The sequence below is a fragment of the Pseudomonas sp. Leaf15 genome (assembly GCF_001421425.1).
Lineage (GTDB): Bacteria > Pseudomonadota > Gammaproteobacteria > Pseudomonadales > Pseudomonadaceae > Aquipseudomonas > Aquipseudomonas salomonii.
The window spans coordinates 369,091-394,550 of the sequence record NZ_LMKI01000033.1 but is presented as its reverse complement, the minus strand read 5'-3'; the positions used below and the strand labels follow the sequence as shown (position 1 = coordinate 394,550).

Annotated in this window: 26 protein-coding genes; 13 read left to right on the top strand and 13 right to left on the bottom strand. The window is 61.6% G+C overall.

All coding sequences use genetic code 11. The annotated features are described in order from the left end of the window. Window positions 1-81: 81 nt before the first annotated feature. Window positions 82-297 (bottom strand): dodecin, encoded by a 216-nt coding sequence (locus ASE80_RS23270; protein WP_017477941.1) that lies wholly within the window; start codon window positions 295-297, stop codon window positions 82-84. A 155-nt stretch (window positions 298-452) separates the two neighbouring features. Here ASE80_RS23270 and ASE80_RS23265 point away from each other — a divergent pair, with 155 nt between their 5' ends. Further along, entirely contained in the window at window positions 453-779 is a 327-nt protein-coding gene (locus ASE80_RS23265) for a DUF883 family protein (protein ID WP_003187304.1), read from the top strand. Here ASE80_RS23265 and ASE80_RS23260 read toward each other — a convergent pair. Continuing rightward, on the bottom strand, window positions 776-1,672 hold the full coding sequence (locus ASE80_RS23260) for a LysR family transcriptional regulator (protein ID WP_056860980.1): 897 nt from the start codon (window positions 1,670-1,672) through the stop codon (window positions 776-778). The genes ASE80_RS23265 and ASE80_RS23260 overlap by 4 nt on opposite strands. Before the next feature lie 109 nt (window positions 1,673-1,781). On the opposite strand from ASE80_RS23260, the gene trpB reads away from it, so the two are divergent. From trpB to ASE80_RS23245, 3 genes are all read left to right on the top strand, one after another. Next, window positions 1,782-3,023 (top strand): tryptophan synthase subunit beta, encoded by a 1,242-nt coding sequence (gene trpB, locus ASE80_RS23255; protein WP_056860979.1) that lies wholly within the window; start codon window positions 1,782-1,784, stop codon window positions 3,021-3,023. After that, entirely contained in the window at window positions 3,023-3,832 is an 810-nt protein-coding gene (gene trpA, locus ASE80_RS23250; RefSeq protein WP_056860978.1) for a tryptophan synthase subunit alpha, read from the top strand. Before trpB ends, trpA begins: the two co-directional genes overlap by 1 nt. Window positions 3,833-3,970: 138 nt before the next feature. Then, window positions 3,971-4,414: an anti-virulence regulator CigR family protein gene (locus ASE80_RS23245; protein WP_056860977.1), complete on the top strand. Its 444-nt coding sequence runs from the start codon at window positions 3,971-3,973 to the stop codon at window positions 4,412-4,414. Between the two features lie 212 nt (window positions 4,415-4,626). Here the strand turns inward: ASE80_RS23245 and ASE80_RS23240 are convergent, their stop codons facing one another. The 6 genes from ASE80_RS23240 to ASE80_RS23215 all read right to left on the bottom strand — a co-directional run bounded on the left by ASE80_RS23240 (window position 4,627) and on the right by ASE80_RS23215 (window position 10,341). Beyond that, window positions 4,627-5,931, bottom strand: a complete 1,305-nt coding sequence (locus ASE80_RS23240; protein WP_056860976.1) for an MFS transporter — start codon at window positions 5,929-5,931, stop codon at window positions 4,627-4,629. 161 nt (window positions 5,932-6,092) lie between these two features. Further along, window positions 6,093-7,241 (bottom strand): galactonate dehydratase, encoded by a 1,149-nt coding sequence (gene dgoD / locus ASE80_RS23235; protein WP_017137927.1) that lies wholly within the window; start codon window positions 7,239-7,241, stop codon window positions 6,093-6,095. Between the two features lie 48 nt (window positions 7,242-7,289). Continuing rightward, the gene (locus ASE80_RS23230) at window positions 7,290-7,910 is read right to left on the bottom strand and encodes a 2-dehydro-3-deoxy-6-phosphogalactonate aldolase (RefSeq protein WP_056860975.1); all 621 of its coding nucleotides are present in this window, start codon (window positions 7,908-7,910) and stop codon (window positions 7,290-7,292) included. Window position 7,911: 1 nt separating this feature from the next. Further along, on the bottom strand, window positions 7,912-8,871 hold the full coding sequence (locus tag ASE80_RS23225) for a 2-dehydro-3-deoxygalactonokinase (protein WP_056860974.1): 960 nt from the start codon (window positions 8,869-8,871) through the stop codon (window positions 7,912-7,914). A gap of 162 nt (window positions 8,872-9,033) precedes the next feature. Then, entirely contained in the window at window positions 9,034-9,360 is a 327-nt protein-coding gene (locus ASE80_RS23220; protein ID WP_056860973.1) for a DOPA 4,5-dioxygenase family protein, read from the bottom strand. A 30-nt stretch (window positions 9,361-9,390) separates the two neighbouring features. After that, window positions 9,391-10,341: a choline sulfate utilization transcriptional regulator gene (locus tag ASE80_RS23215; protein ID WP_056860972.1), complete on the bottom strand. Its 951-nt coding sequence runs from the start codon at window positions 10,339-10,341 to the stop codon at window positions 9,391-9,393. 103 nt (window positions 10,342-10,444) lie between these two features. Here ASE80_RS23215 and betC point away from each other — a divergent pair, with 103 nt between their 5' ends. The 3 genes from betC (at window position 10,445) to ASE80_RS23200 (ending at window position 14,622) form a co-directional block, all read left to right on the top strand. Next, the gene (gene betC / locus ASE80_RS23210; RefSeq protein ID WP_056860971.1) at window positions 10,445-11,959 is read left to right on the top strand and encodes a choline-sulfatase; all 1,515 of its coding nucleotides are present in this window, start codon (window positions 10,445-10,447) and stop codon (window positions 11,957-11,959) included. 18 nt (window positions 11,960-11,977) lie between these two features. After that, window positions 11,978-12,892, top strand: a complete 915-nt coding sequence (gene choX / locus ASE80_RS23205; RefSeq protein WP_056860970.1) for a choline ABC transporter substrate-binding protein — start codon at window positions 11,978-11,980, stop codon at window positions 12,890-12,892. A gap of 161 nt (window positions 12,893-13,053) precedes the next feature. Then, the gene (locus ASE80_RS23200) at window positions 13,054-14,622 is read left to right on the top strand and encodes a SulP family inorganic anion transporter (RefSeq protein WP_056860969.1); all 1,569 of its coding nucleotides are present in this window, start codon (window positions 13,054-13,056) and stop codon (window positions 14,620-14,622) included. Window positions 14,623-14,989: 367 nt separating this feature from the next. Here ASE80_RS23200 and aroE read toward each other — a convergent pair whose 3' ends face one another. Next, on the bottom strand, window positions 14,990-15,814 hold the full coding sequence (aroE, locus tag ASE80_RS23195; protein ID WP_056860968.1) for a shikimate dehydrogenase: 825 nt from the start codon (window positions 15,812-15,814) through the stop codon (window positions 14,990-14,992). Then, window positions 15,814-16,746, bottom strand: coding sequence for an oxygen-dependent coproporphyrinogen oxidase (gene hemF / locus ASE80_RS23190; RefSeq protein WP_056860967.1), 933 nt, complete (start codon window positions 16,744-16,746; stop codon window positions 15,814-15,816). Before hemF ends, aroE begins: the two co-directional genes overlap by 1 nt. A gap of 175 nt (window positions 16,747-16,921) precedes the next feature. On the opposite strand from hemF, the gene ASE80_RS23185 reads away from it, so the two are divergent. Further along, window positions 16,922-17,899 (top strand): NADPH:quinone reductase, encoded by a 978-nt coding sequence (locus ASE80_RS23185; protein WP_056860966.1) that lies wholly within the window; start codon window positions 16,922-16,924, stop codon window positions 17,897-17,899. Between the two features lie 130 nt (window positions 17,900-18,029). On the opposite strand, the gene ASE80_RS23180 is transcribed toward ASE80_RS23185, so the two are convergent. The 3 genes from ASE80_RS23180 to ASE80_RS23170 all read right to left on the bottom strand — a co-directional run bounded on the left by ASE80_RS23180 (window position 18,030) and on the right by ASE80_RS23170 (window position 20,580). Then, window positions 18,030-18,587, bottom strand: coding sequence for an L-threonylcarbamoyladenylate synthase (locus ASE80_RS23180; protein WP_056860965.1), 558 nt, complete (start codon window positions 18,585-18,587; stop codon window positions 18,030-18,032). A 58-nt stretch (window positions 18,588-18,645) separates the two neighbouring features. Then, window positions 18,646-19,749 (bottom strand): DNA-processing protein DprA, encoded by a 1,104-nt coding sequence (dprA, locus tag ASE80_RS23175; protein ID WP_056860964.1) that lies wholly within the window; start codon window positions 19,747-19,749, stop codon window positions 18,646-18,648. 63 nt (window positions 19,750-19,812) lie between these two features. Then, on the bottom strand, window positions 19,813-20,580 hold the full coding sequence (locus ASE80_RS23170) for a hypothetical protein (RefSeq protein ID WP_056860963.1): 768 nt from the start codon (window positions 20,578-20,580) through the stop codon (window positions 19,813-19,815). 135 nt (window positions 20,581-20,715) lie between these two features. Between ASE80_RS23170 and def the strand changes: the two genes are divergently transcribed. The 5 genes from def to ASE80_RS23145 all read left to right on the top strand — a co-directional run bounded on the left by def (window position 20,716) and on the right by ASE80_RS23145 (window position 25,394). Continuing rightward, a complete protein-coding gene (gene def / locus ASE80_RS23165) occupies window positions 20,716-21,222 on the top strand; it encodes a peptide deformylase (protein ID WP_017135146.1) in 507 nt (168 codons plus the stop codon). A gap of 69 nt (window positions 21,223-21,291) precedes the next feature. Continuing rightward, window positions 21,292-22,245: a methionyl-tRNA formyltransferase gene (gene fmt, locus ASE80_RS23160; protein ID WP_056860962.1), complete on the top strand. Its 954-nt coding sequence runs from the start codon at window positions 21,292-21,294 to the stop codon at window positions 22,243-22,245. After that, on the top strand, window positions 22,242-23,552 hold the full coding sequence (gene rsmB / locus ASE80_RS23155) for a 16S rRNA (cytosine(967)-C(5))-methyltransferase RsmB (RefSeq protein WP_056860961.1): 1,311 nt from the start codon (window positions 22,242-22,244) through the stop codon (window positions 23,550-23,552). The genes fmt and rsmB overlap by 4 nt, the downstream gene beginning before the upstream one ends. Window positions 23,553-23,573: 21 nt before the next feature. Next, window positions 23,574-24,947 (top strand): Trk system potassium transporter TrkA, encoded by a 1,374-nt coding sequence (gene trkA, locus ASE80_RS23150; RefSeq protein WP_056860960.1) that lies wholly within the window; start codon window positions 23,574-23,576, stop codon window positions 24,945-24,947. Between the two features lie 135 nt (window positions 24,948-25,082). Then, window positions 25,083-25,394 carry a hypothetical protein gene (locus ASE80_RS23145; RefSeq protein ID WP_056860959.1) on the top strand — a complete coding sequence of 104 codons (312 nt, stop codon included), beginning with the start codon at window positions 25,083-25,085 and terminating at the stop codon, window positions 25,392-25,394. Window positions 25,395-25,460: the final 66 nt, after the last annotated feature.

The window sequence follows — 25,460 nt, the reverse complement described above, 5'->3', positions numbered from 1 at the left end:
GCCGACGCTTGTGGCGTCGGCACCCAATGGTTGTAGCGCAGGTTATGGCAATCGGCCAGTCAGCAAGTTCAACTCACGGGATCAACTACTGGCAATTCGGAATCCCACCTTGAGCGTGACCTGGAAGTGCGCGGCCTTGCCGTCCTTGATGTGACCACGGGTTTCGGTCACTTCAAACCACTCCAGGTGCTTGATGCTCTTGTGCGCTTCGGCGAGGGCATTGTTGATGGCATCTTCGATGCTGGTGGTCGAGGAACCGACCAGTTCGACTTTCTTGTAGGTGTGATGATCAGACATAACGTTTCTCCTGAGGTCTCTAGTCAGCGTAGCAGTGAATGTTCGTACTGCTTCTGGCGACCATTCCCACTCGAAAGTTCATATTTACTGCACTTTCTGAAAACCCAGGAGTCGGTATCTACACATGCCACTCAATCACTTCAGGAGAGTTCCACATGGCCAACACTTCTTTACGCAAAGCGTCGCTGGAAAGCATGGAAGCCGAGATTTCGAGCCTGCTCAAGTCCCTTGAGAGCCTCAAGGACGATGCGTCCGATGAGTCGCGCAAAACGCTGAAGGCCCTGAAAAGCAATGCCGAGAATGCCCTCAAGCATTCCCGCCACCTGATCAGCGATGCCTACGAAGAAAGCAAAGTCAAAATCCGCGAAACCAGCGCGGCAACCCGTGACTACGCACAAGAGCACCCATGGACCACCGCCGGCGTTGCCGTTGGCGCGCTGGGCCTGTTGGCGGCTTACCTGCTGTGCAAACGCGGTGACTAAACGGGTTGGCGCAACAGCTCAGCCTTGAGCCACTGCGCCAACTGACCCGCGCGCCCGTCTGCGGCGCGCTTGGGTAGCCACAACGCCAGGTGCGCCGGGGTTTCACTGAAACCCCACGGCGCCACCAGGCGACCCGCTCGCAGGTCCTCTGCTACCAGCGGTTGCGGCGCAATCGCCACACCCAAACCCGCCACCGCCGCCTCCAGCAAATAATACAAATGCTCAAACCCTTGGCCGTGCTTCAACGCGCCGGGCTCAATGCCGTGTTGCTGCGCCCAACTGGGCCAGGCTTGCGGGCGCGAGGTAGTGTGTAACAAGGCTTCACCGCACAGGGCGTGGGGCGGCGCCTGGCGCAGGCGTTCGTAACCGGCAAAACGCGGGCTCATTACCGGGCCAATGCGCTCGCTGGCCAACTCATACACCTGCATGTCCGCAGGCCACGGCGGCTCAGCAAAAACCAGCAAGGCATCCAGGCCGGGGCGCCGTGGGTCGAGGTCGCCATCACCCGCCGATAGATGCAAGCGCAGGTCGGGCAGGTCTGCGTTCAAGCGGCCCAGGCGCGGAATCAACCAGCGCGCCAGCAAACTGCCCGAGCAGCCGAGCACGAAGGGCGCGTCGGCGCTGGCCTGGGTCAGCTCGGCGCAAACATCCCTTAAACGCTCGAACGCTTCGGCGCTGGCGTCCCTGAGCCGGACGCCTGCATCTGTGAGTTTAAGGCCGCGTCCGTCTTTGGCAAACAGGCTGACACCCAAGTGTTCTTCCAACACCTTCAACTGGCGACTGACCGCGCCATGGGTCACATGCAGTTGCTCAGCCGCCTGGCTGACGCTGTTCAAGCGGGCGGTGGCCTCAAACGCACGCAGGGCATTGAGGGGCGGTAGGTCTCGGCTCATCTGTGAGTTTTCCTGACAGGTTGTGGCGATCTTATCGGTTTTCAGCGTCGAGCGTCAGGGGTAGAGTGGCCGTCATTGCCTCTCCTTACCTTATTTCCCGGAGCGCCCCATGACTCAGTCCCAGACCGACCTTCGCAACGGCCCCGACGCCAACGGCCTGTTTGGCGCGTTCGGCGGCCGCTACGTCGCTGAAACCCTGATGCCGTTGATCCTCGACCTGGCCCGCGAATACGAAGCGGCCAAGATTGATCCGGCCTTTAATGAAGAACTGGCCTACTTCCAGCGCGACTATGTCGGACGCCCAAGCCCGCTGTATTTTGCCGAGCGCCTTACAGAGTTCTGCGGCGGCGCCAAGATCTACCTCAAGCGCGAAGAGCTCAACCACACCGGCGCGCACAAGATCAACAACTGCATCGGCCAGATCCTGCTGGCGCGGCGCATGGGAAAAAAACGCATCATCGCCGAGACCGGCGCGGGCATGCACGGCGTGGCCACTGCCACCGTGGCGGCGCGCTTTGGCCTCGATTGCGTGATTTACATGGGCACCACCGACATCGAGCGCCAACAGGCCAACGTGTTCCGCATGAAGCTGTTGGGCGCCGAAGTGATCCCGGTCGTGGCCGGCACCGGCACCCTTAAAGACGCGATGAACGAAGCCCTGCGTGACTGGGTGACCAACGTCGACAGCACTTTCTACCTGATCGGCACCGTGGCCGGCCCACACCCGTATCCTGCGATGGTGCGCGACTTCCAGGCCGTGATCGGCAAGGAAACCCGCGACCAACTGCAAGCCCAGGAAGGCCGCCTGCCGGACAGCCTGGTGGCATGCATCGGCGGTGGCTCCAATGCCATGGGCCTGTTCCACCCGTTCCTGGATGACACCAGCGTCGAAATCATCGGCGTTGAAGCCGCCGGCCACGGCATCGAAACCGGCAAGCACGCCGCCAGCCTTAACGGCGGTGTACCGGGCGTGCTGCACGGCAACCGCACGTTCCTGTTGCAGGACGACGACGGCCAGATCATCGACGCCCACTCGATTTCCGCCGGCCTCGACTACCCAGGCATCGGCCCTGAGCACGCGTGGTTGCATGATATCGGCCGCGTTCAGTACACCTCGGTGACCGACGACGAAGCCCTTGAAGCCTTCCACAAATGCTGCCGCCTGGAAGGGATTATTCCTGCGCTGGAAAGCGCCCATGCCCTGGCTGAAGTGTTCAAACGCGCACCAACCTTGCCGAAAGATCACCTGATGGTGGTGAACCTGTCCGGCCGTGGCGACAAAGACATGCAGACCGTGATGCACCACATGGACCTCTCTCAACAAGAGCAGTCGAAGCAGGAGAAACACTGATGAGCCGCCTGCAAACCCGTTTTGCGCAACTGAAAGAACAAAACCGCGCCGCCCTGGTGACTTTCGTCACCGCCGGCGACCCGGGTTATGACACCTCGTTGGCGATCCTCAAGGGCTTGCCCGCCGCCGGTGCCGACGTGATCGAGCTGGGCATGCCCTTCACCGACCCGATGGCCGACGGCCCGGCGATTCAACTGGCCAACATCCGTGCGCTGGAAGCCAAACAGAACCTGCTGAAAACCCTGCAGATGGTTCGCGAATTCCGCAAAGACAACCAGGACACGCCGCTGGTGCTGATGGGTTACTTCAACCCGATCCACAAATACGGCGTACCCAAGTTCATCGCTGACGCCAAAGAAGCCGGTGTCGACGGCCTGATCGTGGTCGACATGCCGCCTGAGCATAACGGCGAGCTGTGCGACCCGGCCCAGGCCGCAGGCATCGACTTTATCCGCCTGACCACGCCGACCACCGATGACGTGCGCCTGCCAACCGTGCTCAACGGCAGTTCCGGTTTTGTGTATTACGTGTCGGTGGCCGGTGTGACCGGTGCCGGTGCCGCCACCCTGGAACACGTCGAGGAAGCCGTGACCCGCCTGCGTCGGCATACCGACCTGCCGATCAGCATCGGCTTTGGTATTCGCACGCCGGAACAAGCCGCCGCTATCGCGCGTCTGGCAGACGGTGTGGTGGTCGGTTCGGCGCTGATCGATCACATCGCCACTGCGAAAAATGATCAACAAGCGATCGATGGCGTATTGAGCCTCTGCGCGGCGCTGTCGGAAGGTGTCCGTAACGCCCGTAAGTAAGCGGCGTGTAGCAATGGGTAAAGTTCCTGATACAGAGGAATCATCTGGGTAATCCAGTACCTAAACTGACAAGACCAAGGGATTTCGAGCCTCGTTCGAAATCCCTTTTTTGTTCGTGCAGTACTGAGGAAAGCCCCCATGAAAATGCCTAAACGCTGGATCGCAGGTCTTGGCGTGTTGATGCTCGGCGCAAGTGCTCTGGCGCAAGCCGCGCCGCCCGATCAACGCGGCGATGGCCCAGGCCGTGGCGGCCCGCAAGGCCAGTACGAGCAACACGGCGACGACCATCGCGGCCCACAGGATAACCGTCGTGGCCCGCCGCAGGACTTCGGCCCGGTGCGCCAGGTGATCCGTGACAACCACAACGACTTCCGTCGTGGCGCGCCACCGCCTCCAGGCGTGCGCCTGGTGCGGGGCCAACCGCTGCCGCGCAACTACTACGGCGAACGCCTCGACAACCGCGCCCTGGCCCATCTGCCGCAATACCCAGGGTATGAATGGCGCCGGTCCGGCGGCGATATCGTATTGATCGCCATTGGCACCAGCATCGTCTACCAAATCCTGGATGGCGCCCTCTACTAGCCCAGGAAAGCTTTTGTGGCGGGAGGGCTGTTGTGGCGAGCGGGCTTGCCCCGCGTTGGGGTGCGAAGCGCCCCCAAAACCTGACAACACGGTTCCATCTGGAAAAACCGCAGTGGCCTTATTGGGGCTGCTGCGCAGCCCAACGCGGGGCAAGCCCGCTCGCCACAACAAGCCCGCTCGCCACAGGGTTTCGGTCCACTCAAACAATGGATTTACAGCTCTATGCGCTCGACCTTGCCCACCAGCAACACGTAGGAAAGCGCCCCCAGCAATGCCAGCACCGCGATATAGGTGATCGCCGGCGCAAACGAATCCCCACTGGCCAGAAAGCCAATCACTATCGGCGTGGTAATCGCCGACAAGTTGCCGATGAAGTTAAAAACCCCACCCGTCAGCCCCAGCAACCGCGCGGGCGCCACGGTCGACACCAATGACCAGGTGATCGATGCCAAGCCGTTGCCAAAGAACGCCACCGCCAGAAACGCGATCACCCAGGCCGTCGAGTCCACATAGTTGGCGCCGATGATTGCCGTGGAAATCAGCAACCCACCAATGATCGGCAGCTTGCGCGCAAACCCTACCGACGTGCCCCGGCGAATCAGCCAATCAGAAAAAATCCCCGAACACAGCACACCGATAAACGCAGCCAGGAACGGCAGCGAGGCCAGCAGGCCGGACTTGATGAAGTCCATGCCGCGGTATTTCACCAGGTAGGTCGGGAACCACGTCAGAAAAAACCACAGCGTCGAGTTCAGGCAGAACTGACCCAGGTAGATGCCCCACAGCTTGCGCTTGCTCAGCACTGTCCCGAGGTCGACCCAACTGAACGGCGCCTTGACCGCTTTTGCCTGCATATCCACCAGGCCGCCGCCCTCGCGGATCAGCTCAATTTCTGCCGCATTGGCGCCTTTGAAGTCTTTCGGCTCGCGGTACACCGCGTACCAGATCAACGCCCACAGGATGCCGACGCCACCGGTGGCGACAAACACCATGTGCCAGCCAAACGCGTGTTGCAGCCAGGCCAGTACCGGCGTGAGGAACGCCAGCCCGACAAATTGCCCGGACGTGTAAACGCCAATCGCGGTGGCACGCTCGCGCTCGGGAAACCAGGTGGTGACCACACGGCTGTTGATTGGGTAAGCCGGCGCTTCCAGGGCACCGACAGCCATGCGCAGCACAAACAGCGCGATAAAGCTGGCCGCAAACCCCAGCATCACCGTGGCAATGGACCACAACAGCAGGGCAGCGGTATAGAGAATGCGCGGCGGCACGCGGTCCACCAGCCAGCCGCCGGGAATCTGCATGGCGGCGTAGGTCCAGCCGAACGCGGAGAAGATCAGCCCGACATGCACCGGGTCGATCCCCAGTTCGCTGGTCAGCGCCGGGGCGGCAATCGACAGGTTGCTGCGGTCGAGGTAGTTGATCACCACGGTGATAAACAGCAGCACCATGATGAAGAAACGCTTTCTGCTAGGCGTGACGAGAGAAGCCTGCCCGGTGAAGGATTCAGGGTGCATGGGGGGTTGCCTCTTCTTGTGATTATTGAGGACGGGGCGCGGTCAATGTGGGAGCTGGCTTGCCTGCGATGGCGGTGCATCAGCTAACTGATCTGGCACAGGCGGACCGCTATCGCAGGCAAGCCAGCTCCCACAGTTGATCCGGTTCCTTCAGTAAGCAATCACCACTCGGCGAAGCTGCCGTCGGCATGCCGCCAGATCGGGTTGCGCCAGCGGTGGCCGATGGCGGCGCGTTCGATCACGTATTCCTCGTTGATCTCAATGCCCAGGCCCGGCCCGTTGGGGATCTTCACAAAGCCTTTGTCATAGTCGAACACGCCTGGGTCGCGCACGTAGTCGAGCAGGTCATTGCTCTCGTTGTAGTGGATACCCAGGCTTTGCTCCTGAATAAACGCGTTGTAGCAAACCGCGTCCAATTGCAGGCACGCCGCCAGGGCAATCGGGCCCAGCGGGCAATGCAGGGCCAGGGCCACGTCGTAGGCTTCGGCCATGTTGGCGATCTTGCGGGTTTCGGTGATGCCGCCGGCGTGGGACGCGTCCGGCTGGATGATGTCGACGTAGCCTTCGCTGAGCACTCGCTTGAAGTCCCAACGGGAAAACAGCCGCTCGCCCAAAGCAATCGGCGTGCTGGTCAACGGCGCCAGCTCCTTGAGCGCTTCGTAGTTTTCGCTGAGCACCGGCTCTTCGATAAACATCAGTTTGTACGGGTCCAGCTCTTTCATCAGCACCTTGGCCATGGGCTTGTGCACGCGGCCATGGAAGTCGACGCCGATGCCGACGTTAGGCCCGACGGCATCGCGCACGGCGGCCACGTTGGCCAGCGCGAGGTCGACTTTTTCGAAACTGTCGACGAACTGCAATTCTTCGGTGCCATTCATCTTCACGGCGGTAAAGCCACGGGCCACGGCCTCTTTGGCGGCGCGGGCGGTGTCGGCGGGGCGGTCGCCGCCGATCCAGGAATACACGCGGATCTTGTCACGCACCTGGCCACCCAACAGGTCGCTGACCGACACGCCGAGCGCCTTGCCCTTGATGTCCCACAGTGCCTGGTCGATACCGGCGAGGGCGCTCATGTGCACCGCGCCGCCCCGGTAGAAGCCGCCGCGATAGAGCACAGTCCAGATATCTTCGATATTGCGTGGGTCTTTGCCGATCAGGTAGTCGGAGAGTTCCTCGACGGCGGCGGCCACGGTGTGGGCGCGGCCCTCCACCACAGGTTCGCCCCAGCCGGTCACGCCCTGGTCGGTCTCGACCTTGAGGAAGCACCAGCGCGGCGGGACGATAAAGGTGGTCAGTTTGGTGATTTTCATCTTCTTATCTCTCTTATCGATGCAGCGCCAGGGGCGCAAACCTTGAGTTCAGTTAAGCGCGTTCCAGGCCGCGACATAGGCCTGGGCATTGCTCGCCACTTGGTCCACCGACATGCCCGGTTTGAACAACCCGGAACCCAGGCCGAAACCCTTCGCGCCCGCGTCGAAATACACTTGCATGTTGTCGGGTGTCACGCCGCCTACCGGCAGCAGCAAGGTGCCGGTGGGCAATACCGCCAGCCACGCCTTGATTACCGCCGGGCCCATTTGCTCGGCCGGGAACAGCTTCAATACATCCGCGCCTTCGGCCAACGCGGCGAAGGCCTCGGTCGGCGTTGCCACACCCGGCGACAGGAACAGGCCCGCCGCCTTGGCGGCACGCAATACCTTGGCATCGCTGTGGGGCATGACAATCACTTGGCCGCCGGCGGCTTTGACCTGCTCAACCTGTTCCGGGGTCAACACGGTGCCCGCGCCGATCAGGCAATCGGCGGGCAAGGTGTCGCGCAGGGTGCGGATGCTGGTGTAAGGGTCCGGCGAATTCAGTGGCACTTCGATCACGCGAAAACCGGCCTCATAGAGCACCTGGCCAATCGCTTGCGCTTCATCCGGTCGCACGCCGCGCAAAATTGCGATCAAACCGTTGTGTGCGAGTGCTTGCTTGAGCATGTCAGGCCTCCTGTACAGGTTGAGTGAGCCCAGCGGCGACGGCCAACTGCCACAGACCGCGCGCGGTGGCTTCCTGCGCAAAGCTGACGTGGGTAAAGCCGCTGAGGGCGAGGGCGCGTTGGTAGCAGGCGCAGAGTTTGGCAGCGCCGACCAGGACGATAGGCGTGTGTTTGGCCTGCTGTGGCAAACCGGCGAGTTCGTGGCCGATCAGCAGGCCGGACAGATAATCGGGCTGTTCGTCGGGTGCCAGTTCGCCGGTCAAGCCCAGGGTACGAGCGCTGAACAAGGTCGACAGCACACCGCGCCGGCCATCCTCCGAGAGCGCCACGCGCACGCCACGATCAAAGGCCTCGACCTGGAATTGTTCCGACGGTTGCTGGGTACGCCCGAGAATGCTGTGCTTGCTGAGTACCGCAAACACCTCGCCGGTCATGAAGGTGTCGAAGTGGGTGATGCAGCCTTCAACCACCTCGACCCATTTGGAATGGCTGCCCGGCAGGCCGATCAACACGTCGGCGCCCAGGCCTTGCAGCACACCCAGCACCTGGGTTTCTTCGCCGCGCATCACATTGGGCAAGCCGACCCGCTCGATCACACCCGGCACAATATGCACCTGCACCCCGCGCAGGCTGCGCACAGGGTGCAGGGCCTGGCCGAGGCTGGCGACATCGACGGGCGTTTGGCGGTAAGCCGCTTCGCTCCAGCCTTGGGCGCTGCCGACCATGCCGCAGGCAATCACCGCCAGGCCGGGCTGCGCGTCGAGCCAGTCGCCGCAGGCCGCATCGAACGCCAACTCAAAGCCGTCACTGCACAGCACGCCAGCAATGACCCGGGGTTCACTGGGCAGGTGCATGATGCCGAACGCCAAAGCGCGCTGTTCGAGCACGCTGCCAGCCGGGCCGAGTTTGTAAGCACGAAGGGAGCTGGTCCCCCAGTCGAGCGCGATCAATTGCGCCTGCATCGCTTCACCTGAAATGAGTGGGTGCTGAAAAAGCTGATGGACGAATATAAACCTACGGCCGGTAACATCTCAATATATAAATAACAGTCCCATATATTGGGAATTAATCATAAAAAATCCCATCGCCTTTGCGCAAGGTGATGGGATTGGTATTAACCGTGGTTAAAAACCAGACAGGTTCAGCTCGCGCATCGCGCCCATCCAGATCGCGTAATCGGTGTGATCCTTGAGGTCATCGCCGGTGTCCGGGTGCAGGAACACCACCAGCCCATCACGATGCAGCGCCAGCCAGGGCAACACCACGCCGATGTATTCCGGCTCGAATGCCAGCTGGCAGCTCCAGTCCGGGTGCGGGCCGACCGGCTTTTCGTGTACACGGCCCATGCTCAGCGGGAACAGCTTGGCCGCGTCCTCGCAGAGCTTGCGCGCCTGGTCGATGGTGCTGGCGTCAAAGTAGATATGGGCGTGGTAGCCCTTGATACGTTGCATGGCGAAATCCGGATCCAATATGCGCCGATCCTAGACCGCAATCGACGGCAGGGCCAGCCCGGTCAGCGACTGCGCGCTGCTGGCTTGCTCGGCCACCAGCCAGTCGACAAAGCGCTCGACCAATTGCCCCCGGCGTTTGCGCTGGGGTTGCACCACGTAATAACCGAAGCGCGAGATCACCGTGTCGCTGATCGGCCGGCACAGCCAATTCTGCTCCAGCAGGTTATCCACCAAATGCCGCCAGCCGATGGCCACGCCCTGGCCGGCAATCGCCGCCTGAATCAGCAGGGTGTAATTGTCGAAGCGCAATTGCCCAGGCGTAGGCGCCGTGGTGATGCCCAACTCACGAAAAACGCCGCTCCAGTCGAACCACTGGCTGTTGTTTCCCTGGCGCAGGTGCAGCAGCGGGTAATCGTGCAAATTTTGTACAGTCAGTGGCGTGGTTTGAGCCTTGAGCCACTGCGGGCTGCACACCGGAAACACTTCCTCGTTGAACAGCCACAAGCTCTCGCCCTGCTTGAAACGACCATCGCCAAACAACACCGCCACGTCGATATCGCTGCGCAACGTGGCGTGGTTGCGCTCGCTGGTCACCAGGCTCACATCCACCTGCGGGTTGGCCTGGTGAAAGCGATGCAGGCGCGGCATCAGCCAGTAGGCGGCGAAAGCAAAGTCGGTGGCCACTTGCAGCACTTCGTGCTGGTCCTGCTGGGTGATTGCGCTGAGGCCCTGGTTGATAGTTTGCATACCGCCTTGCACATGCTCGAAGAGCAGCGCGCCCGCATCCGTCAGTTCGATGCCTCGGTAGATGCGATCGAACAGGCGGATCGCCAGTTGTTCTTCAAGGCGCTTGATCTGCTGGCTGATGGCCGGCTGCGTAGTGCCCAACTCCATCGCAGCGGCGGTAAAGCTGCGATGGCGCGCCGCGGCTTCAAAGGCACGCAGCAGGTCGAGGGACAGATCACCGAGGGCTTCATACATAAGCTGTGCTTATCCTAGACATTGCTTTTCATGGGCTTTACCCCATTTTCCATGGGCCGCATGCTCATTCGCATAAACACCGCCTATGGAATTCCGATAGATCATGAAGCGCAAGAACATTCTTTTCATCATGGCCGATCAAATGGCCGCGCCGATGCTGCCGTTCTACGGACCTTCCCCGATCAAGTTGCCGAACCTGAGCCGCCTGGCTGCACAGGGCGTGGTGTTTGACGCCGCCTACTGCAACAGCCCGTTGTGCGCGCCTTCGCGTTTCACCCTGGTCAGCGGCCAGTTGCCGAGCAAGATTGGCGCCTACGACAACGCCGCCGATTTTCCCGCCGATGTACCGACTTATGCCCACTACCTGCGCCGCCTCGGCTACCGCACGGCGCTGTCGGGCAAGATGCATTTCTGCGGGCCAGATCAGTTGCACGGTTATGAAGAACGCCTGACCAGCGACATCTACCCCGCCGACTATGGCTGGGCGGTGAACTGGGATGAGCCGGATGTGCGCCCCTCCTGGTACCACAACATGTCCTCGGTGCTGCAAGCCGGGCCGTGCGTGCGCACCAATCAGCTGGATTTCGACGAAGAGGTGGTGTTCAAGGCCCAGCAATACCTGTTCGACCATATCCGTGAAGACGGCAACCAGCCGTTCTGCCTCACCGTGTCGATGACGCACCCGCACGACCCGTACACCATTCCCAAGCCGTTCTGGGACCTGTATGACGACAACGACATCCCAATGCCGGCAACCCTCGCGCAAGGCGATCTCGACCCGCACTCCCAGCGCCTGCTCAAGGTTTACGACCTGTGGGGCAAGCCGCTGCCTGTGGACAAGATCCGCGATGCGCGCCGCGCGTATTTCGGCGCGTGCAGCTATATCGACAGCAACGTCGGCAAACTCCTGCAAACCCTGGAAGACACCGGCCTGGCCGACGACACGATCATCATCTTCTCCGGCGACCACGGCGACATGCTCGGCGAGCGTGGCCTCTGGTACAAAATGCACTGGTTCGAAATGGCCGCCCGCGTACCGCTGCTGGTGAGTGCGCCAGGCCAGTTTGCGGCGGGCCGCGTCAGCAAGGCCGTGTCCACCGCCGACCTGCTGCCCACCCTGGTGGAACTGGCCGGCGGCGAACTGGACCCGCGCCTGGCGCTGGACGGCCGCTCGCTGGTCCCGCACCTGCAAGGGCAGGGCGGGCACGACGAAGTGTTTGGCGAGTACATGGCCGAAGGCACCATCAGCCCGCTGATGATGATTCGGCGCGGCGCCTGCAAATTCATCTACAGCGAAGACGACCCTTGTCTACTGTTCGATGTACACAACGACCCGCACGAGCGGGAAGACCTCAGCCAGTCACCGGAACACCGGCCACTGTTCGAGGCGTTTTTGACTGAGGCGCGGGCCAAATGGGACATCCCGGCGATCCACCAGCAGGTGCTCGCCAGCCAACGCCGTCGCCGCCTGGTGTTCGAGGCGCTGACCCAAGGCAAGCTGAAGAGCTGGGATCACCAGCCACTGGTGGACGCCAGTCAGCAATACATGCGCAACCATATCGACCTCGACGACCTGGAGCGCAAGGCACGTTATCCACAACCCTGCCAAAACCAATAAATAGACAGAGGGAAGGCCATGCAAAAGTTGACCGTGGTACTGAGTATGTTGGTGCTGGGCAGCGCCAATGTGTACGCAGACGCTAGCTGCGAAACTGTAAAAATGGCCGATCCAGGCTGGAGCGATATCGCCGCCACCAATGCCATCACCGGTTTCCTGTTGAACGGCATGGGCTACAAGGCCAAGGTCGACACCCTGGCGGTGCCGATCACGTTTGGCGGGCTCAAGGATGGCCAGGTGGATGTGTTCCTGGGCAACTGGATGCCGGCACAGCAGGGTTTCTACGACAAGTTCGTGGCCAATGGCGATGTGGTGCAACTGGCGAAAAACCTCGACGGCACCGAGTTCACCCTCGCCGTGCCGGACTATGTGTGGGATGCCGGTGTGCATGATTTTGCCGACTTGAACAAGTTTGCCGACAAGTTCGACAAGAAGATCTACGGCATCGGCTCCGGCGCACCGGCGAATATTTCGCTGCAGGAGATCATCAAGAAGAACGACTTCGACCTGGGCCAGTGGAAGCTGATCGAGTCGAGCGAGCAGGCGATGCTGGCCGAAGTGTCGCGGGCGGTGAAAAAACAGAAGTTCGTGACCTTCCTCGGCTGGACGCCGCACCCAATGAACGTGCAGTTGAAGATGCACTACCTCAAAGGCGGCGAGAAATATTTTGGTGACACCGGCAGCGTGTATACCTTGACCCGCAAAGGTTATGCACAGGCCTGTCCGAACGTAGGAAAATTGCTGACCAACCTGAGTTTTACCCAGGAGATGGAGAACAGCATCATGGCCCAAGTGGTGAACAACAAGGTCAGCAATGCCGAGGCGGCGAAGGCGTGGATCAAGGCTAACCCGGCGGTATTGGGCAAGTGGCTCGATGGCGTAAAAACCCTCGACGGCAAAGACGCACTGCCTGCCGTAAAAGCCAAACTTTAAGGTCGAACATAATCCAAATGTGGGAGCGGGCTTGCTCGCGTAAGCGGTGGTTCAGTTGATACATGTGCGAGCTGACACACCGCTTTCGCGAGCAAGCCCGCTCCCACAGGGGACTAGTGTGTACTGATACTCTAAGCCAATCCTTTTAACCCGAGTTTTCGATGCCCCGGCCCAACCGCCACACTCTCTTCCCCTTCCTCGCCTGGCTGCCGCGCCAAACCCGCGCCAGCGTCGGCCGGGACGCGATTGTCGGGCTCAGCGGCGCCGTGCTCGCCTTGCCGCAGTCGATTGCCTACGCGCTGATCGCCGGGCTCCCACCCGAATACGGCCTGTATGCCGCCATCATCCCGGTGTTGATCGCGTGCTTGTGGGGTTCGTCGTGGCACCTGATCTGCGGGCCGACGGCGGCGATATCCATCGTTCTGTACGCCAGCGTCAGTCCGCTGGCCGTGCCTGGCTCGCAGGACTACATCACGTTGATCCTGTTGCTCACATTTCTCGCCGGTGTATTCCAGTGGTTGCTGGGCATGCTGCGCTTCGGCGCGCTGGTGAATTTCGTCTCGCATTCGGTGGTGCTGGGTTTCACTCTGGGCGCCGCCGTAGTGATTGCCCTGGGGCAATTGCCCAACGTGCTGGGGCTGGATTTACCCAGCCAGGCCACGGCGATCAATAGCTTGCTGGCACTGGTGGACCATGCCGGGGAATGGGACCACGCCTCACTTGCGCTGGGCCTGGGCACCTTGCTGGTGGGCGCGCTGCTCAAATACCGGGTCCCGCGTTGGCCGACGCTGTTGATCGCGCTGGCGCTGGGCAGCCTGGTGGCGTGGCTGTGGCCGGCGATGTTCGGGCATGTGGCGCGGGTGAGTTCGTTTATCGGCAAACTGCCGCCGTTCAGCCCGCTGCCGATGGACCTGGACATGCTCCTGCGCCTGCTGCCCAGCGCCGTGGCGGTGGGCATGCTTGGGCTGGTCACCAGCCTGTCGATTGCGCGCTCGTTGTCGGCGCGTTCACAGCAATTGCTCGACGCTAATCAGGAAGTCCGCGCGCAGGGTTTATCCAACATCGTCGGTGGCTTTTTCTCCGGGTACTTGTCGGCCGGTTCCTTTACCCGCTCCGGCCTGAGCTATGAAGCGGGCGCCTGCTCGCCGTTGGCCGGCGTGTTTTCCGCGCTGTGGGTGGCAGTGTTTGCGCTGTTCGGCGCGGCGTTGATCGCGCACATCCCGATCCCGAGCATGGCCGCAAGCATCCTGCTGATTTGCTGGGGCCTGGTGGATCATCGTGGCATTCGCGCGCTGTTCCGCGTCAGCCGCGCCGAGTTTGTGGTGATGAGCCTGACGTGCATCGCGACTTTACTGCTGGAGTTGCAAACGGCGATTTACGCGGGCGTGCTGGCATCGTTGTTTTTCTACCTCAAACGCACCTCGCAGCCGAGGGTTCAGCAGTGGCGCGACGGTGATGAGGATGTGTTGCGGGTGGGCGGCTCGATCTTTTTTGGCGCCAGCCATTACCTGCAAGTGCGCCTGCAAAGCTTGCAGGGCGAGCGGGTGGTGATCGAGGCGCAGCAGATTAATTTTATCGACTATTCCGGAGTGGAGATGCTGCACCAGGAGGCGCGGCGGTTGGTGGGTGTGGGGCGTAGCCTGACGTTGCGCCGGGCCAGGCCGCAAGTCGTCGAAGAGCTGAAAAAGCTGGAAGGGGCCGACAACTGCCCCATCCATTTCGAAGACTGAATGCGGTGATAACTGTGGGAGCTGGCTTGCCTGTGATAGCGGTGGATCAGCCAGCACATCTGTATCTGATACACCGCTATCGCAGCATAAGTATCTACACAACTTTTCAGACCCTGACAAATCTCCCTGTGGCGAGCGGGCTTGTCCCGCGTTGGGCTGCGTAGCAGCCCCAAAACCAGCCTCTACAGAGTGTCTGATACACCGCGTTCCTCTTTACTGGGGCTGCTTCGCAGCCCAACGCGGGACAAGCCCGCTCGCCACAGGTGCCCTATCTGCCGGGCGTTCAGCGTGGGGCCAAAGTTGTGTAGATACCTATGGCTATCGCAGGCAAGCCAGCTCCCACATTAGGCCGTGTTCACTTTTAGATTTATGCCGCAGCCAACTGCCGACGCAACTCAGCCAACACCGGCGCCGACTCCGGGCGCACACCGCGCCACAGGAAGAAGGCTTCTGCGGCCTGCTCCACCAACATGCCCAAACCATCCATCGCCACCGCCGCGCCTTGCTCGGTAGCCCAGCGACAGAACGCGGTCGGCTCCTTGGCGTACATCATGTCGTAGCAAAAGGTCTTGCCCGGTTCGATCAGGCTGCCGGCAATTGGCGGTACATCGTCTGACAGGCTGGCAGACGTGGCATTGATGATCACGTCCACCGGCTCACGCAGCCAATCGAAACCGCTGGCAGACACGGGCCCCAAATCGTCGAACAGCTCGGCAAGCAACTCGGCCTTTTCCACGGTGCGGTTGGCGATGATCAGCGACGCAGGTTGCTCAGCCAGTAATGGCTCCAACGCCCCGCGTACCGCGCCACCGGCGCCCAGCAACAGGATACGTTTGCCTTGCAGGCTCAGCCCGGCATTCACCGTGAGGTCGCGCACCAGGCCGGCGCCGTCGGTGTTGTCGCCCAGCAAGGTGCCGTCGCCCAACTTGCTCAGGGTGTTCACGGCGCCTGCGCGCTGGGCGCGTTCGGTCAGGCTGTTGGCCAGGCGGTAGGCGTCTTCCTTGAACGGCACGGTGACGTTGGCGCCACGGCCTTGTGCAAAGAACTCACGGGCACAGCCGGTGAAATCCTCCAGCGGCGCGAGCAAGGTGCTGTAGTCCAGTTGCTCGCCGGTCTGTTCGGCGAACATACGGTGAATCAGCGGCGACTTGCTGTGGCCGATGGGGTTGCCGAACACCACATAACGGTCCATCAGACAGCCGCCTTGGGCACAGCAAGGCCCAGCCAGTCGCGGTCTTGCAGGTAGTAATCGGTGAGGCGCGCCTCTTCGCTGTCGGCCTCGGCTTTCCAGTCGTAGCTCCAGCGTACTTGCGGCGGCAGTGACATCAGGATCGACTCGGTACGCCCGCCCGATTGCAGGCCGAACAGGGTGCCACGGTCGTAGACCAGGTTGAATTCAACGTAGCGGCCGCGACGAAATTCCTGGAACTGGCGCTGCTGCTCGGAGTAAGCCATGGCCTTGCGACGCTGCACGATCGGCAGGTAGGCGTCGATATAAGCATCGCCGATGGCGCGGATGAAGGCGAAGCAGGTGTCGAAGCCCCACTCGTTCAAATCGTCGAAGAACAAGCCGCCGATGCCGCGCGGTTCGTTGCGGTGCTTGATATGGAAGTAGGTGTCGCACCAGGCCTTGTAGCGCGCGTACACGTCCGCGCCAAACGGCGCACAGGCCTGCTCGGCCACGCGGTGCCAGTGGATGCAGTCTTCTTCATTGCCGTAGTAGGGCGTGAGGTCGAAACCGCCACCGAACCACCACACCGGCTCTTCGCCGTCTTTTTCGGCGATGAAAAAACGCACGTTGGCGTGGGACGTTGGCACGTGCGGGTTGTGCGGGTGGATCACCAGCGACACGCCAAGGGCTTCAAAGCCACGGCCAGCCAGCTCCGGGCGATGCGCACTGGCTGACGGCGGCAGGCCGCTGCCGAATACGTGGGAAAAGTTGACGCCGCCCTTTTCGATCACCGAACCGTTTTCGATCACACGGGTACGACCGCCGCCGCCGGCAGGCCGGGTCCAGGCGTCTTCGATAAAGCGAGTGTCCGTCTCGAAGGTTTCCAGGGCGCTGCAAATGCGGTCTTGCAGGTCGAGCAGGTAGGCCTTTACAGCCTCGGTGCGAGTAGTCATGGCATCACCTTGAATCGGGCAAAGCTACGCGAGGCCATTGGGCGTCGGCGGCAAATGGGCGCACAGGATACCACCGCGCTTACGTCCCTCCGCACTTGAGTGCGCCGCAGTTGACGAAGATCAAGGTTAGGAGTGGGATAGGGGGCTACGCGATTCGACCTCAGGAGAAGTGCAGATGGCCAAACGTATCCAGTTCAGCGCCCATGGCGGCCCCGAAGTGCTTGAGTATGTGGACTACACCCCGGCAGAACCTGGACCCCAGCAGGTGCGTGTGCGTAACGAGGCCATCGGCCTGAACTTCATCGACACCTATTTCCGCAGTGGCCTGTATGCGCCGCCCGCGCTGCCATCGGGCCTTGGCGCAGAAGGTGCTGGCGTGGTGGATGCGGTTGGCAGCGAGGTCACACAGTTCAAGGTCGGCGACCGCGTGGCCTACGGCAGCGGCCCGCTGGGTGCGTACAGCGAGCTGCACGTGCTGCCTGCCGCCAACCTGGTGCACTTGCCGGACGCTATCAGCTTCGAACAGGCTGCCGGCGCGATGCTCAAGGGCCTGACCGTGCAGTACCTGTTGCGACAGACCTACGAGTTGAAGGGCGGCGAAACCATCTTGTTCCATGCCGCTGCCGGTGGTGTGGGCTCCCTGGCCTGCCAATGGGCCAAGGCGCTGGGCGTGAAGCTGATCGGCACCGTGAGTTCGCCGGAAAAAGCCGCACTGGCCAAATCCCTTGGCGCCTGGGAAACCATCGATTACAGCAAGGAAAACGTCGCACAGCGCGTACTGGAATTGACCGACGGCAAAAAAGTCCCGGTGGTGTACGACGGCGTTGGCAAAGACACTTGGCTGACCTCACTGGACAGCCTGGCGCCACGGGGTTTGGTGGTGAGTTTCGGCAATGCGTCAGGCGCGGTGGATGGCGTGAACCTGGGGATTCTGGCGGCGAAGGGCTCGCTGTATGTCACTCGGCCGACCTTGGCGACCTACGCCAGTAACCCGAAAGATTTGCAGGCGATGGCTGATGATCTGTTCGCGATGATCACGAGCGGCAAGGTGCGTATTGATATCAACCAGCGGTTTGCGCTGGCGGATGCGGCGAAGGCGCAGACGGAGTTGTCGGGGCGCAGGACGACCGGGTCGACCATTTTGCTGCCATAAGGCGATCTATCTCTGGGGTCAGTGATGGCCTCTTCGCGAGCAAGCCCGCTCCCACATTTGATCGCATTCCAAATTTGGAACTGGGTCAAATGTGGGAGCGGGCTTGCTCGCGAATGCAGGCACCTCGGTCTCAAGAAGGCCGCACTACCTCACCCGTCGCCAAATCGCGAATCAGGCTCGGGTTCTTGCGCCCACCCAGGGCACCCCCCAGCACCAAATCCACTTGGCCACGGAAATACTGCTCCACACGAAGCCGCGTGCGCGCCGCCGGGCGGCCTTGCGGGTTGGCTGAGGTAGAGATCAACGGCCCCACCTGCGCGCATAAATCCCTCACCAACGGATGATCGCTGACCCGCAGCGCCACGGTGTCATGCACACCGGTCACCCATTCCGGCAGCATGCCCTGATGCGGCACCAGCCAGGTGTTCGGCCCGGGCCAGGTGCTGGCCATGCGGTCGATCCAGGTGTCCGGGAAGTCTTCAAACAGGAAATCGAACTGACGGATATTGTCCGCCACCAGGATCAGCCCCTTGTCGACCGAGCGATTCTTGATCGCCAGCAGCCGGTCTACCGCGTCTTCATTCCACGGGTCGCAGCCCAGGCCCCAGACCGCTTCGGTCGGATAGGCAATCACCGCGCCTGCGCGAATTTCTCGTGCGGCTTCCAGCACACGCCACCTGTTGACCATTGCTCACTCTCCGGACTAAAGCTCTGCGCAGTTTACCGATGTTCTTTGCAAAAACTAATTACATAAGCGGGCCGCGCGCAAGCCAGCGCCCGCTTTCGCAGATCACCAGGCCCTCAAGTTCAAGCTCGGTAAGCGCCGCCAGTGTGTGGGCCAAAGGCCGCCCGCTGGCAACCGCCAAAGCCTCGCTGGTGAGGGGCGCCGCGTGCAACAGCGCCACCAGCGGATGGGTGACCGGCATCGGCGCCGGGCGGGACAACGCCTGCCAGCCGCGCAAGCCGTCCAGGATGTGCTCGATGGACTCCACCAGCGTCGCGCCATCGCGAATCAACTGATGGCAGCCCTTGGCGCCCGGATGATGAATGGAGCCCGGAATCGCATACACCTCACGCCCTTGCTCGGCCGCAAGCTTGGCAGTGATCAGCGAACCGCTGGCCATGCTGGCTTCCACCACCAGCACCCCCAGCGACAGGCCGCTGATGATCCGGTTGCGTCGTGGAAAGTTGGCGGCCTGGGGCGCGGCGTCCAGCGGGAACTCGGAAACCACCGCGCTGCCCTGGGCAATCATCGCCGCGGCGAGCTGGCGGTGGCGTTGTGGATAAAAATTTTCGAGGCCGGTGCCGAGCACGCCGATTGTCTGCCCCCCGACATCTAATGCCGCTTGGTGCGCAGCACCGTCGATGCCCAAGGCCAAGCCACTGGTGATGACAAAACCGGCACTCGCCAGGCTGCGCGAAAAGGCGGCGGCAGTGTCCATCCCAGGGCGTGATGCACGGCGACTGCCGACCATGGCCAACTGCGGTTTTTCGAGGATGTTCGGCTCGCCGGCGACGAATAACAACGGCGGTGCATCGTCGATCTGCGCCAGCAATGCAGGGTACTCAGGCTGGTCCCACATCAGTAAATGCTGGGCCGGGCGCTCCAACCATGCGAGCGCAGCACTGGCGCCATCGCGAATGTCAGGGCTGCGCCTGGCATCGGCGCTAACGGCTGGCAGCCCAAGGGAACGCCAGGCACTTGCCGGTGCACTGATGGCCTTGGAGGCAGAACCGAATGCCTCGATCAATACACGAAAACGCTTGGGGCCCAGTTCCGGCAGCCTGTGCAAGCGTAGTCGGGCTTCCAGTTCTGCAGGGGAAATTTCAGGGTTGTTTGTCGGATACATTTGATCGTCCTTGATCTGAACAAGCTGTGGATAACTCTGTTGGTAACTTATTTAGCAGGCTATTTATTGCGTTTGTCGGGCAGTCTCGAATCGATCCATCACCGCCAGCGAACGTGAGGCTCTGAGCACCAGGCCATAACTGAGTTTTTCGTAGGTGCGAAACACCAACAGCGTGCCAGCATCTTCATCGGGGAGTTGGGCCGGGGCGCCAGAGAGGCTGTCGCGAACGCTTGCGCCAGCCTTGATCACCGTGAGCAGGTGGCCTTCGGCCAGACCGTCACGGCGGCCCTTGTTCAAAGTCACGGCATCCATTACGCCGATCTGGGTGACACCCTTGGGAATATCAATAATGTGCCCCTCGATGAAAGGCGCAGGCTGCCGATTGGCCCATTCGACGGGCGGTTCGGCACGCAGCAAGCGGTCGCCCGGGCGCACTTCCTGCGTGACCCGTTGCACGGCCAGGGTGCTGAGGTCGCCCGCCAATACAAAGCGTGCGCTGCCGATGTCATCGGCATTGATGCCCAGCAACTCCCGGGTTTGCGGGTCGGTGTAGGTTTTGCCGCGACGAAAGATCCCATAGTCCGGCTGGGTCGGGTCCAAGTCACCGCGGGCATACACGCGCTCACCGTTGGCACCCAGGACTCTTCCTGCGTCGGCGGCAACAATGTAAGGCGCGTTGTCCAGGTCCTGGGGCGTATCGAAAATACGGTTGTGCAGCAAGAAGTGGCGGATGGCCTGTTGCGTGGCCTGTTCCAGGCGCGGGCCGGGCTGGGGAACCAGGGCCATGGCGAGCGGCGCCCACAACAGCAAGACGAGTAGCGATTTCCTCATGGGGTCAATCTCCTTTATTATGTGCGTTCGCGTGAAATGCCACAGCCTTCGCGGCTTTCGAGCCTTTCACACCGGCGGTCTGGGTCCATCCCAACGCCGATTTGCCTCTACCTAACATGTGCAGCAATTACGCTTATGGCTATTTTGAACATCCTCGAATTTCCCGACTCGCGCCTGCGCACGATCGCCAAACCGGTGGCCGTAGTGGACGACAAGGTTCGTCAGTTGGTCGATGACATGTTTGAAACAATGTATGAAGCCCCGGGCATCGGCCTCGCCGCCACCCAGGTCAACGTGCATCAGCGCGTCGTGGTCATGGACCTGTCGGAAGATCGCAGCGAACCACGGGTGTTTATCAACCCCGAGTTCGAACCGTTGACCGAAGAGATGGGCGAATACCAGGAAGGCTGCCTGTCGGTGCCGGAGTTCTACGAGAACGTCGAACGCCCGCTGCGCGTGAAGATCAAGGCCCTGGACCGTGACGGCAAGCCCTACGAACTGATCGCCGAAGGCCTGCTGGCAGTGTGCATTCAGCATGAATGCGACCACCTCAACGGCAAGCTGTTTGTTGATTACCTGTCCACGCTTAAACGCGACCGGATCAAGAAGAAGCTGGAAAAAAAGCATCGCCAGCAAGCTTGATGCCCTTCTTCCAAAGGCTTGCTGCGGCAAGCCTTTTTCTTTTGTGACTGTTTTTTACCGAGAACTCCCATGACCGAGCCACTGCGCATTGTTTTTGCCGGCACTCCCGAATTTGCTGCCGAACACCTCAAGGCGCTGCTTGCCAGCCCTTATGACATCGTGGCGGTGTACACCCAGCCGGATCGCCCGGCCGGTCGCGGGCAAAAACTGATGCCAAGCCCGGTCAAGCAGTTGGCGCTTGAGCACAACATCCCCGTGCTGCAACCGCCAACCCTGCGCAATGCCGATGCCCAGGCAGAACTGGCGGCGTTGAAGCCCGACTTGCTGGTGGTGGTGGCTTACGGTTTGATCCTGCCTCAAGCCGTACTGGATATCCCACGCTTGGGCTGCATCAACAGCCACGCTTCGTTGCTGCCACGCTGGCGTGGTGCGGCGCCGATCCAGCGCGCTGTGGAAGCCGGTGACCTTGAAAGCGGCGTGACCGTGATGCGCATGGAGGCGGGTCTGGATACCGGCCCGATGCTGCTCAAGGTTGCCACGCCGATCACGGGCGAAGACACCGGCGGCAGCCTGCACGACCGCTTGGCCGAGCTTGGCCCACCTGCCGTTATCCAGGCCATCGCTGGCCTGGCGGCCGGTACGCTGGAAGGCGAAGTGCAGGACGACAGCCTCGCCACCTACGCGCACAAATTGAACAAAGATGAAGCCCGCATCGACTGGAGCCGCCCGGCCGTGGAGCTGGAGCGCCTGGTGCGCGCCTTCAACCCGTGGCCGATCTGTCACAGCACCCTCAATGGCGAAGCCTTGAAAGTGCTGGCCGCCACCTTGGCGGATGGCAAAGGCGCTCCGGGTGAAATCATCGGCGCCAGCAAGGACGGCCTGTTGGTCGCCTGCGGTGAACAGGCGCTGTGCCTGACCCGCCTGCAATTGCCCGGCGGCAAGGCACTGAACTTCGGCGACCTGTTCAACAGCCGTCGTGAGAAATTTGCCTTGGGCACGGTTCTCGGGGCGGTCGCTCAATGAACCCGCGTCTGGCCGCCGCCAAGGCGCTCGCTGCCGTACTCAACGGCAAGGCTTCGCTGAACAGTTCGTTGCCTACACAAATGGACAAGGTTGAAGACCGTGATCGCGGGTTCACCCAGGACCTGGCCTTTGGTACCGCCCGCTGGCAGCCGCGCTTGTCGGCGCTGGCGGCCAAGCTGCTGCAAAAGCCGTTCAAAGCGGCTGATGCTGATGTAGAAGCGCTGCTGCTGGTGGGCCTCTATCAGTTGCTCTACACCCGCGTGCCCGCGCATGCCGCCATCGGTGAAACCGTTGGTTGCGCCGACAAGCTGAAAAAGCCGTGGGCCAAGGCCCTGCTCAATGCCGTACTGCGTCGCGCCCAGCGTGAAAGCGAAGCGCTGCTGGCCGAGCTGGAACACGACCCGGTGGTGCGCACGGCTCACCCGCGCTGGCTGCAAAAATCCCTGAAAGCCTTCTGGCCCGAGCAATGGGAAGCCATTTGCGCCGCCAACAATGCGCATCCGCCGATGATTTTGCGGGTTAACCGTCGCCATCACAGCCGTGATGCCTACCTGCAATTGCTGGCCGATGCAGGCATCAGTGCCACGCCGTGTGTGTACAGCGTCGACGGCATTGTGCTGGAAACCGCCACCGACGTGCGCAGCCTGCCGGGCTTTGCCGAAGGCTGGATCAGCGTGCAGGACGAAGCCGCACAACTGGCCGCCGACCTGCTCGACCTGGCCCCCGGCCAACGCGTGCTGGACGCCTGCTGCGCACCGGGCGGTAAGACGTGCCACATTCTTGAAGTCGAAAAAGACCTTGCCGGTGTAGTCGCCGTCGACCTGGAAGCCAAGCGCCTGGTGCGTGTGCGTGAAAACCTCGCGCGCCTGGGCCTGAGCGCCGAGCTGATCGCCGCCGACGGCCGCGACACCGCCACCTGGTGGGACGGCAAACCGTTCCAGCGCATCCTGCTCGACGCGCCATGTTCCGCCACGGGCGTGATCCGCCGTCACCCGGATATCAAGCTCACCCGCCAACCCGACGACATCGCCGCCCTGGCCGTGCTGCAAGGCGAACTGCTCGATGCCCTGTGGCCAACCCTGGAAGTCGGCGGCATCCTGCTCTACGCCACGTGCTCCACGCTGCCGACAGAAAACACCGAGGTGATCCAAGCCTTCCTCGCCCGTACCAGTGGCGCGCGGGAACTGGACCTCGCCACGACGGCCGGTATTAAGCAGCCCCATGGCCGCCAGTTGCTCGCGCAGGAAGGCGGACACGATGGCTTCTACTACGCCAAACTGATCAAGATTGCTGCCGCGCGCAGCTAATGGGTTTAAGGGAGTGACCGGATGAAGATCATCATCCTTGGTGCAGGGCAGGTCGGCGGCACGCTGGCCGAACATTTGGCCAGCGAAGCCAACGACATCACCGTGGTCGACACCGACAGCGAGCGCCTGCGCAACCTGGGCGACCGCCTGGACATCCGCACCGTGCAAGGCCGCGCGTCATTCCCGACGGTGCTGCGCCAGGCCGGTGCCGACGATGCCGATATGCTGGTGGCGGTGACCAACAGTGACGAGACCAATATGGTCGCCTGCCAGGTCGCCCATACCCTGTTCCACACGCCCACCAAGATCGCCCGCGTGCGCGAAGCCGCCTACCTGACCCGTGCCGGTCTGTTCGACAACGATGCGATTCCGGTGGACGTGCTGATCAGCCCCGAACAGGTGGTGACCCATTACATCAAGCGCCTGATCGAAATTCCCGGCGCCTTGCAGGTCATCGACTTTGCCGAAGGCAAGGCGCAACTGGTGGCGGTGAAGGCGTATTACGGCGGGCCGCTGGTGGGCCAGCAACTGCGCCAGTTGCGTGAACACATGCCGAATGTGGAAACCCGCGTGGCGGCGATTTTCCGTCGCGACCGACCGATCCTGCCCCAGGGCGATACAGTGATCGAAGCGGACGACGAAGTGTTTTTCATCGCAGCCAAAGCGAATATTCGTGCGGTGATGAGCGAAATGCGTCGACTCGATGAGAGCTACAAACGCATCGTCATCGCTGGCGGCGGGCAGATCGGCGAGCGCTTGGCCGAGGCCATCGAAAGCCGCTATCAGGTGAAGATCATCGAGATGAACCCGGCACGCTGCCGGCATTTGTCCGACACCCTCGACAGCACCGTGGTCCTGCAAGGCAGCGCCTCGGACCGCGACTTGCTGATGGAAGAAAACATCGCCGACGCCGATATCTTCCTGGCCCTGACCAACGATGACGAGGCCAACATCATGTCCTCGTTGCTGGCCAAGCGGCTGGGGGCGAAGAAGGTGATGACCATCATCAACAACCCGGCCTATGTCGACCTGATCCAGGGCGGCGACATCGACATCGCCATCAGCCCGCAACTGGCGACCATCGGCACCTTGCTGGCCCACGTGCGCCGTGGCGATATCGTCAGCGTGCACTCCCTGCGCCGAGGCGCGGCGGAAGCCATCGAGGCGATTGCCCATGGTGATTCAAAGTCGAGCAAGGTGATCGGCAAGGCCATCCGCGATATCGGCCTGCCGCCGGGTACCACCATTGGTGCGATTATTCGTGATGAAGAAGTGATCATCGCCCATGACGATACGGTGATCGCCACGGGTGACCATGTGATTTTGTTCCTTGTGGATAAAAAGCATATTCGCGATGTGGAGAAGCTGTTTCACGTGGGGCTGAGTTTTTTCTGATTAAAAATTTGAGTGAGCCTGCCGACGCCATCGCGGGCAAGCCCGCTCCCACCTGTGATCGCGTTCCAAGTGTGGGAGCGGGCTTGCCCGCGATGACGATATCGAAACCGCTATGTAGCTAAAGGACGCACAGCCATGCTCGAATCCCTGGAAAAAATGCTCGCCAAGGGTGTGGATAATTCATTGCTGCGCTTTGGCTTGGGCAAGGGTTATCTGGACGTGAAGGACAACGCCAAGGCAGCCGAGCATTTGCAGAAATGCGTCGAGTTCGATCCGAAGTATTCGGCGGCGTGGAAGTTGTTGGGCAAGGCGCAGCACGGTCTGGGTGATAGTGCCGCAGCACGGCTGGCGTGGGAGAAGGGCATTGAAGCGGCCCAAGCACATGGCGACAAACAGGCCGAAAAAGAGATGACGGTGTTCCTGAAGAAACTCGACCGCCTGGCCTGAATTGATCCCTGTGGGAGCTGGCTTGCCTGCGATAGCATCACCTCGGTATGGCTGAAAAACCGAGTT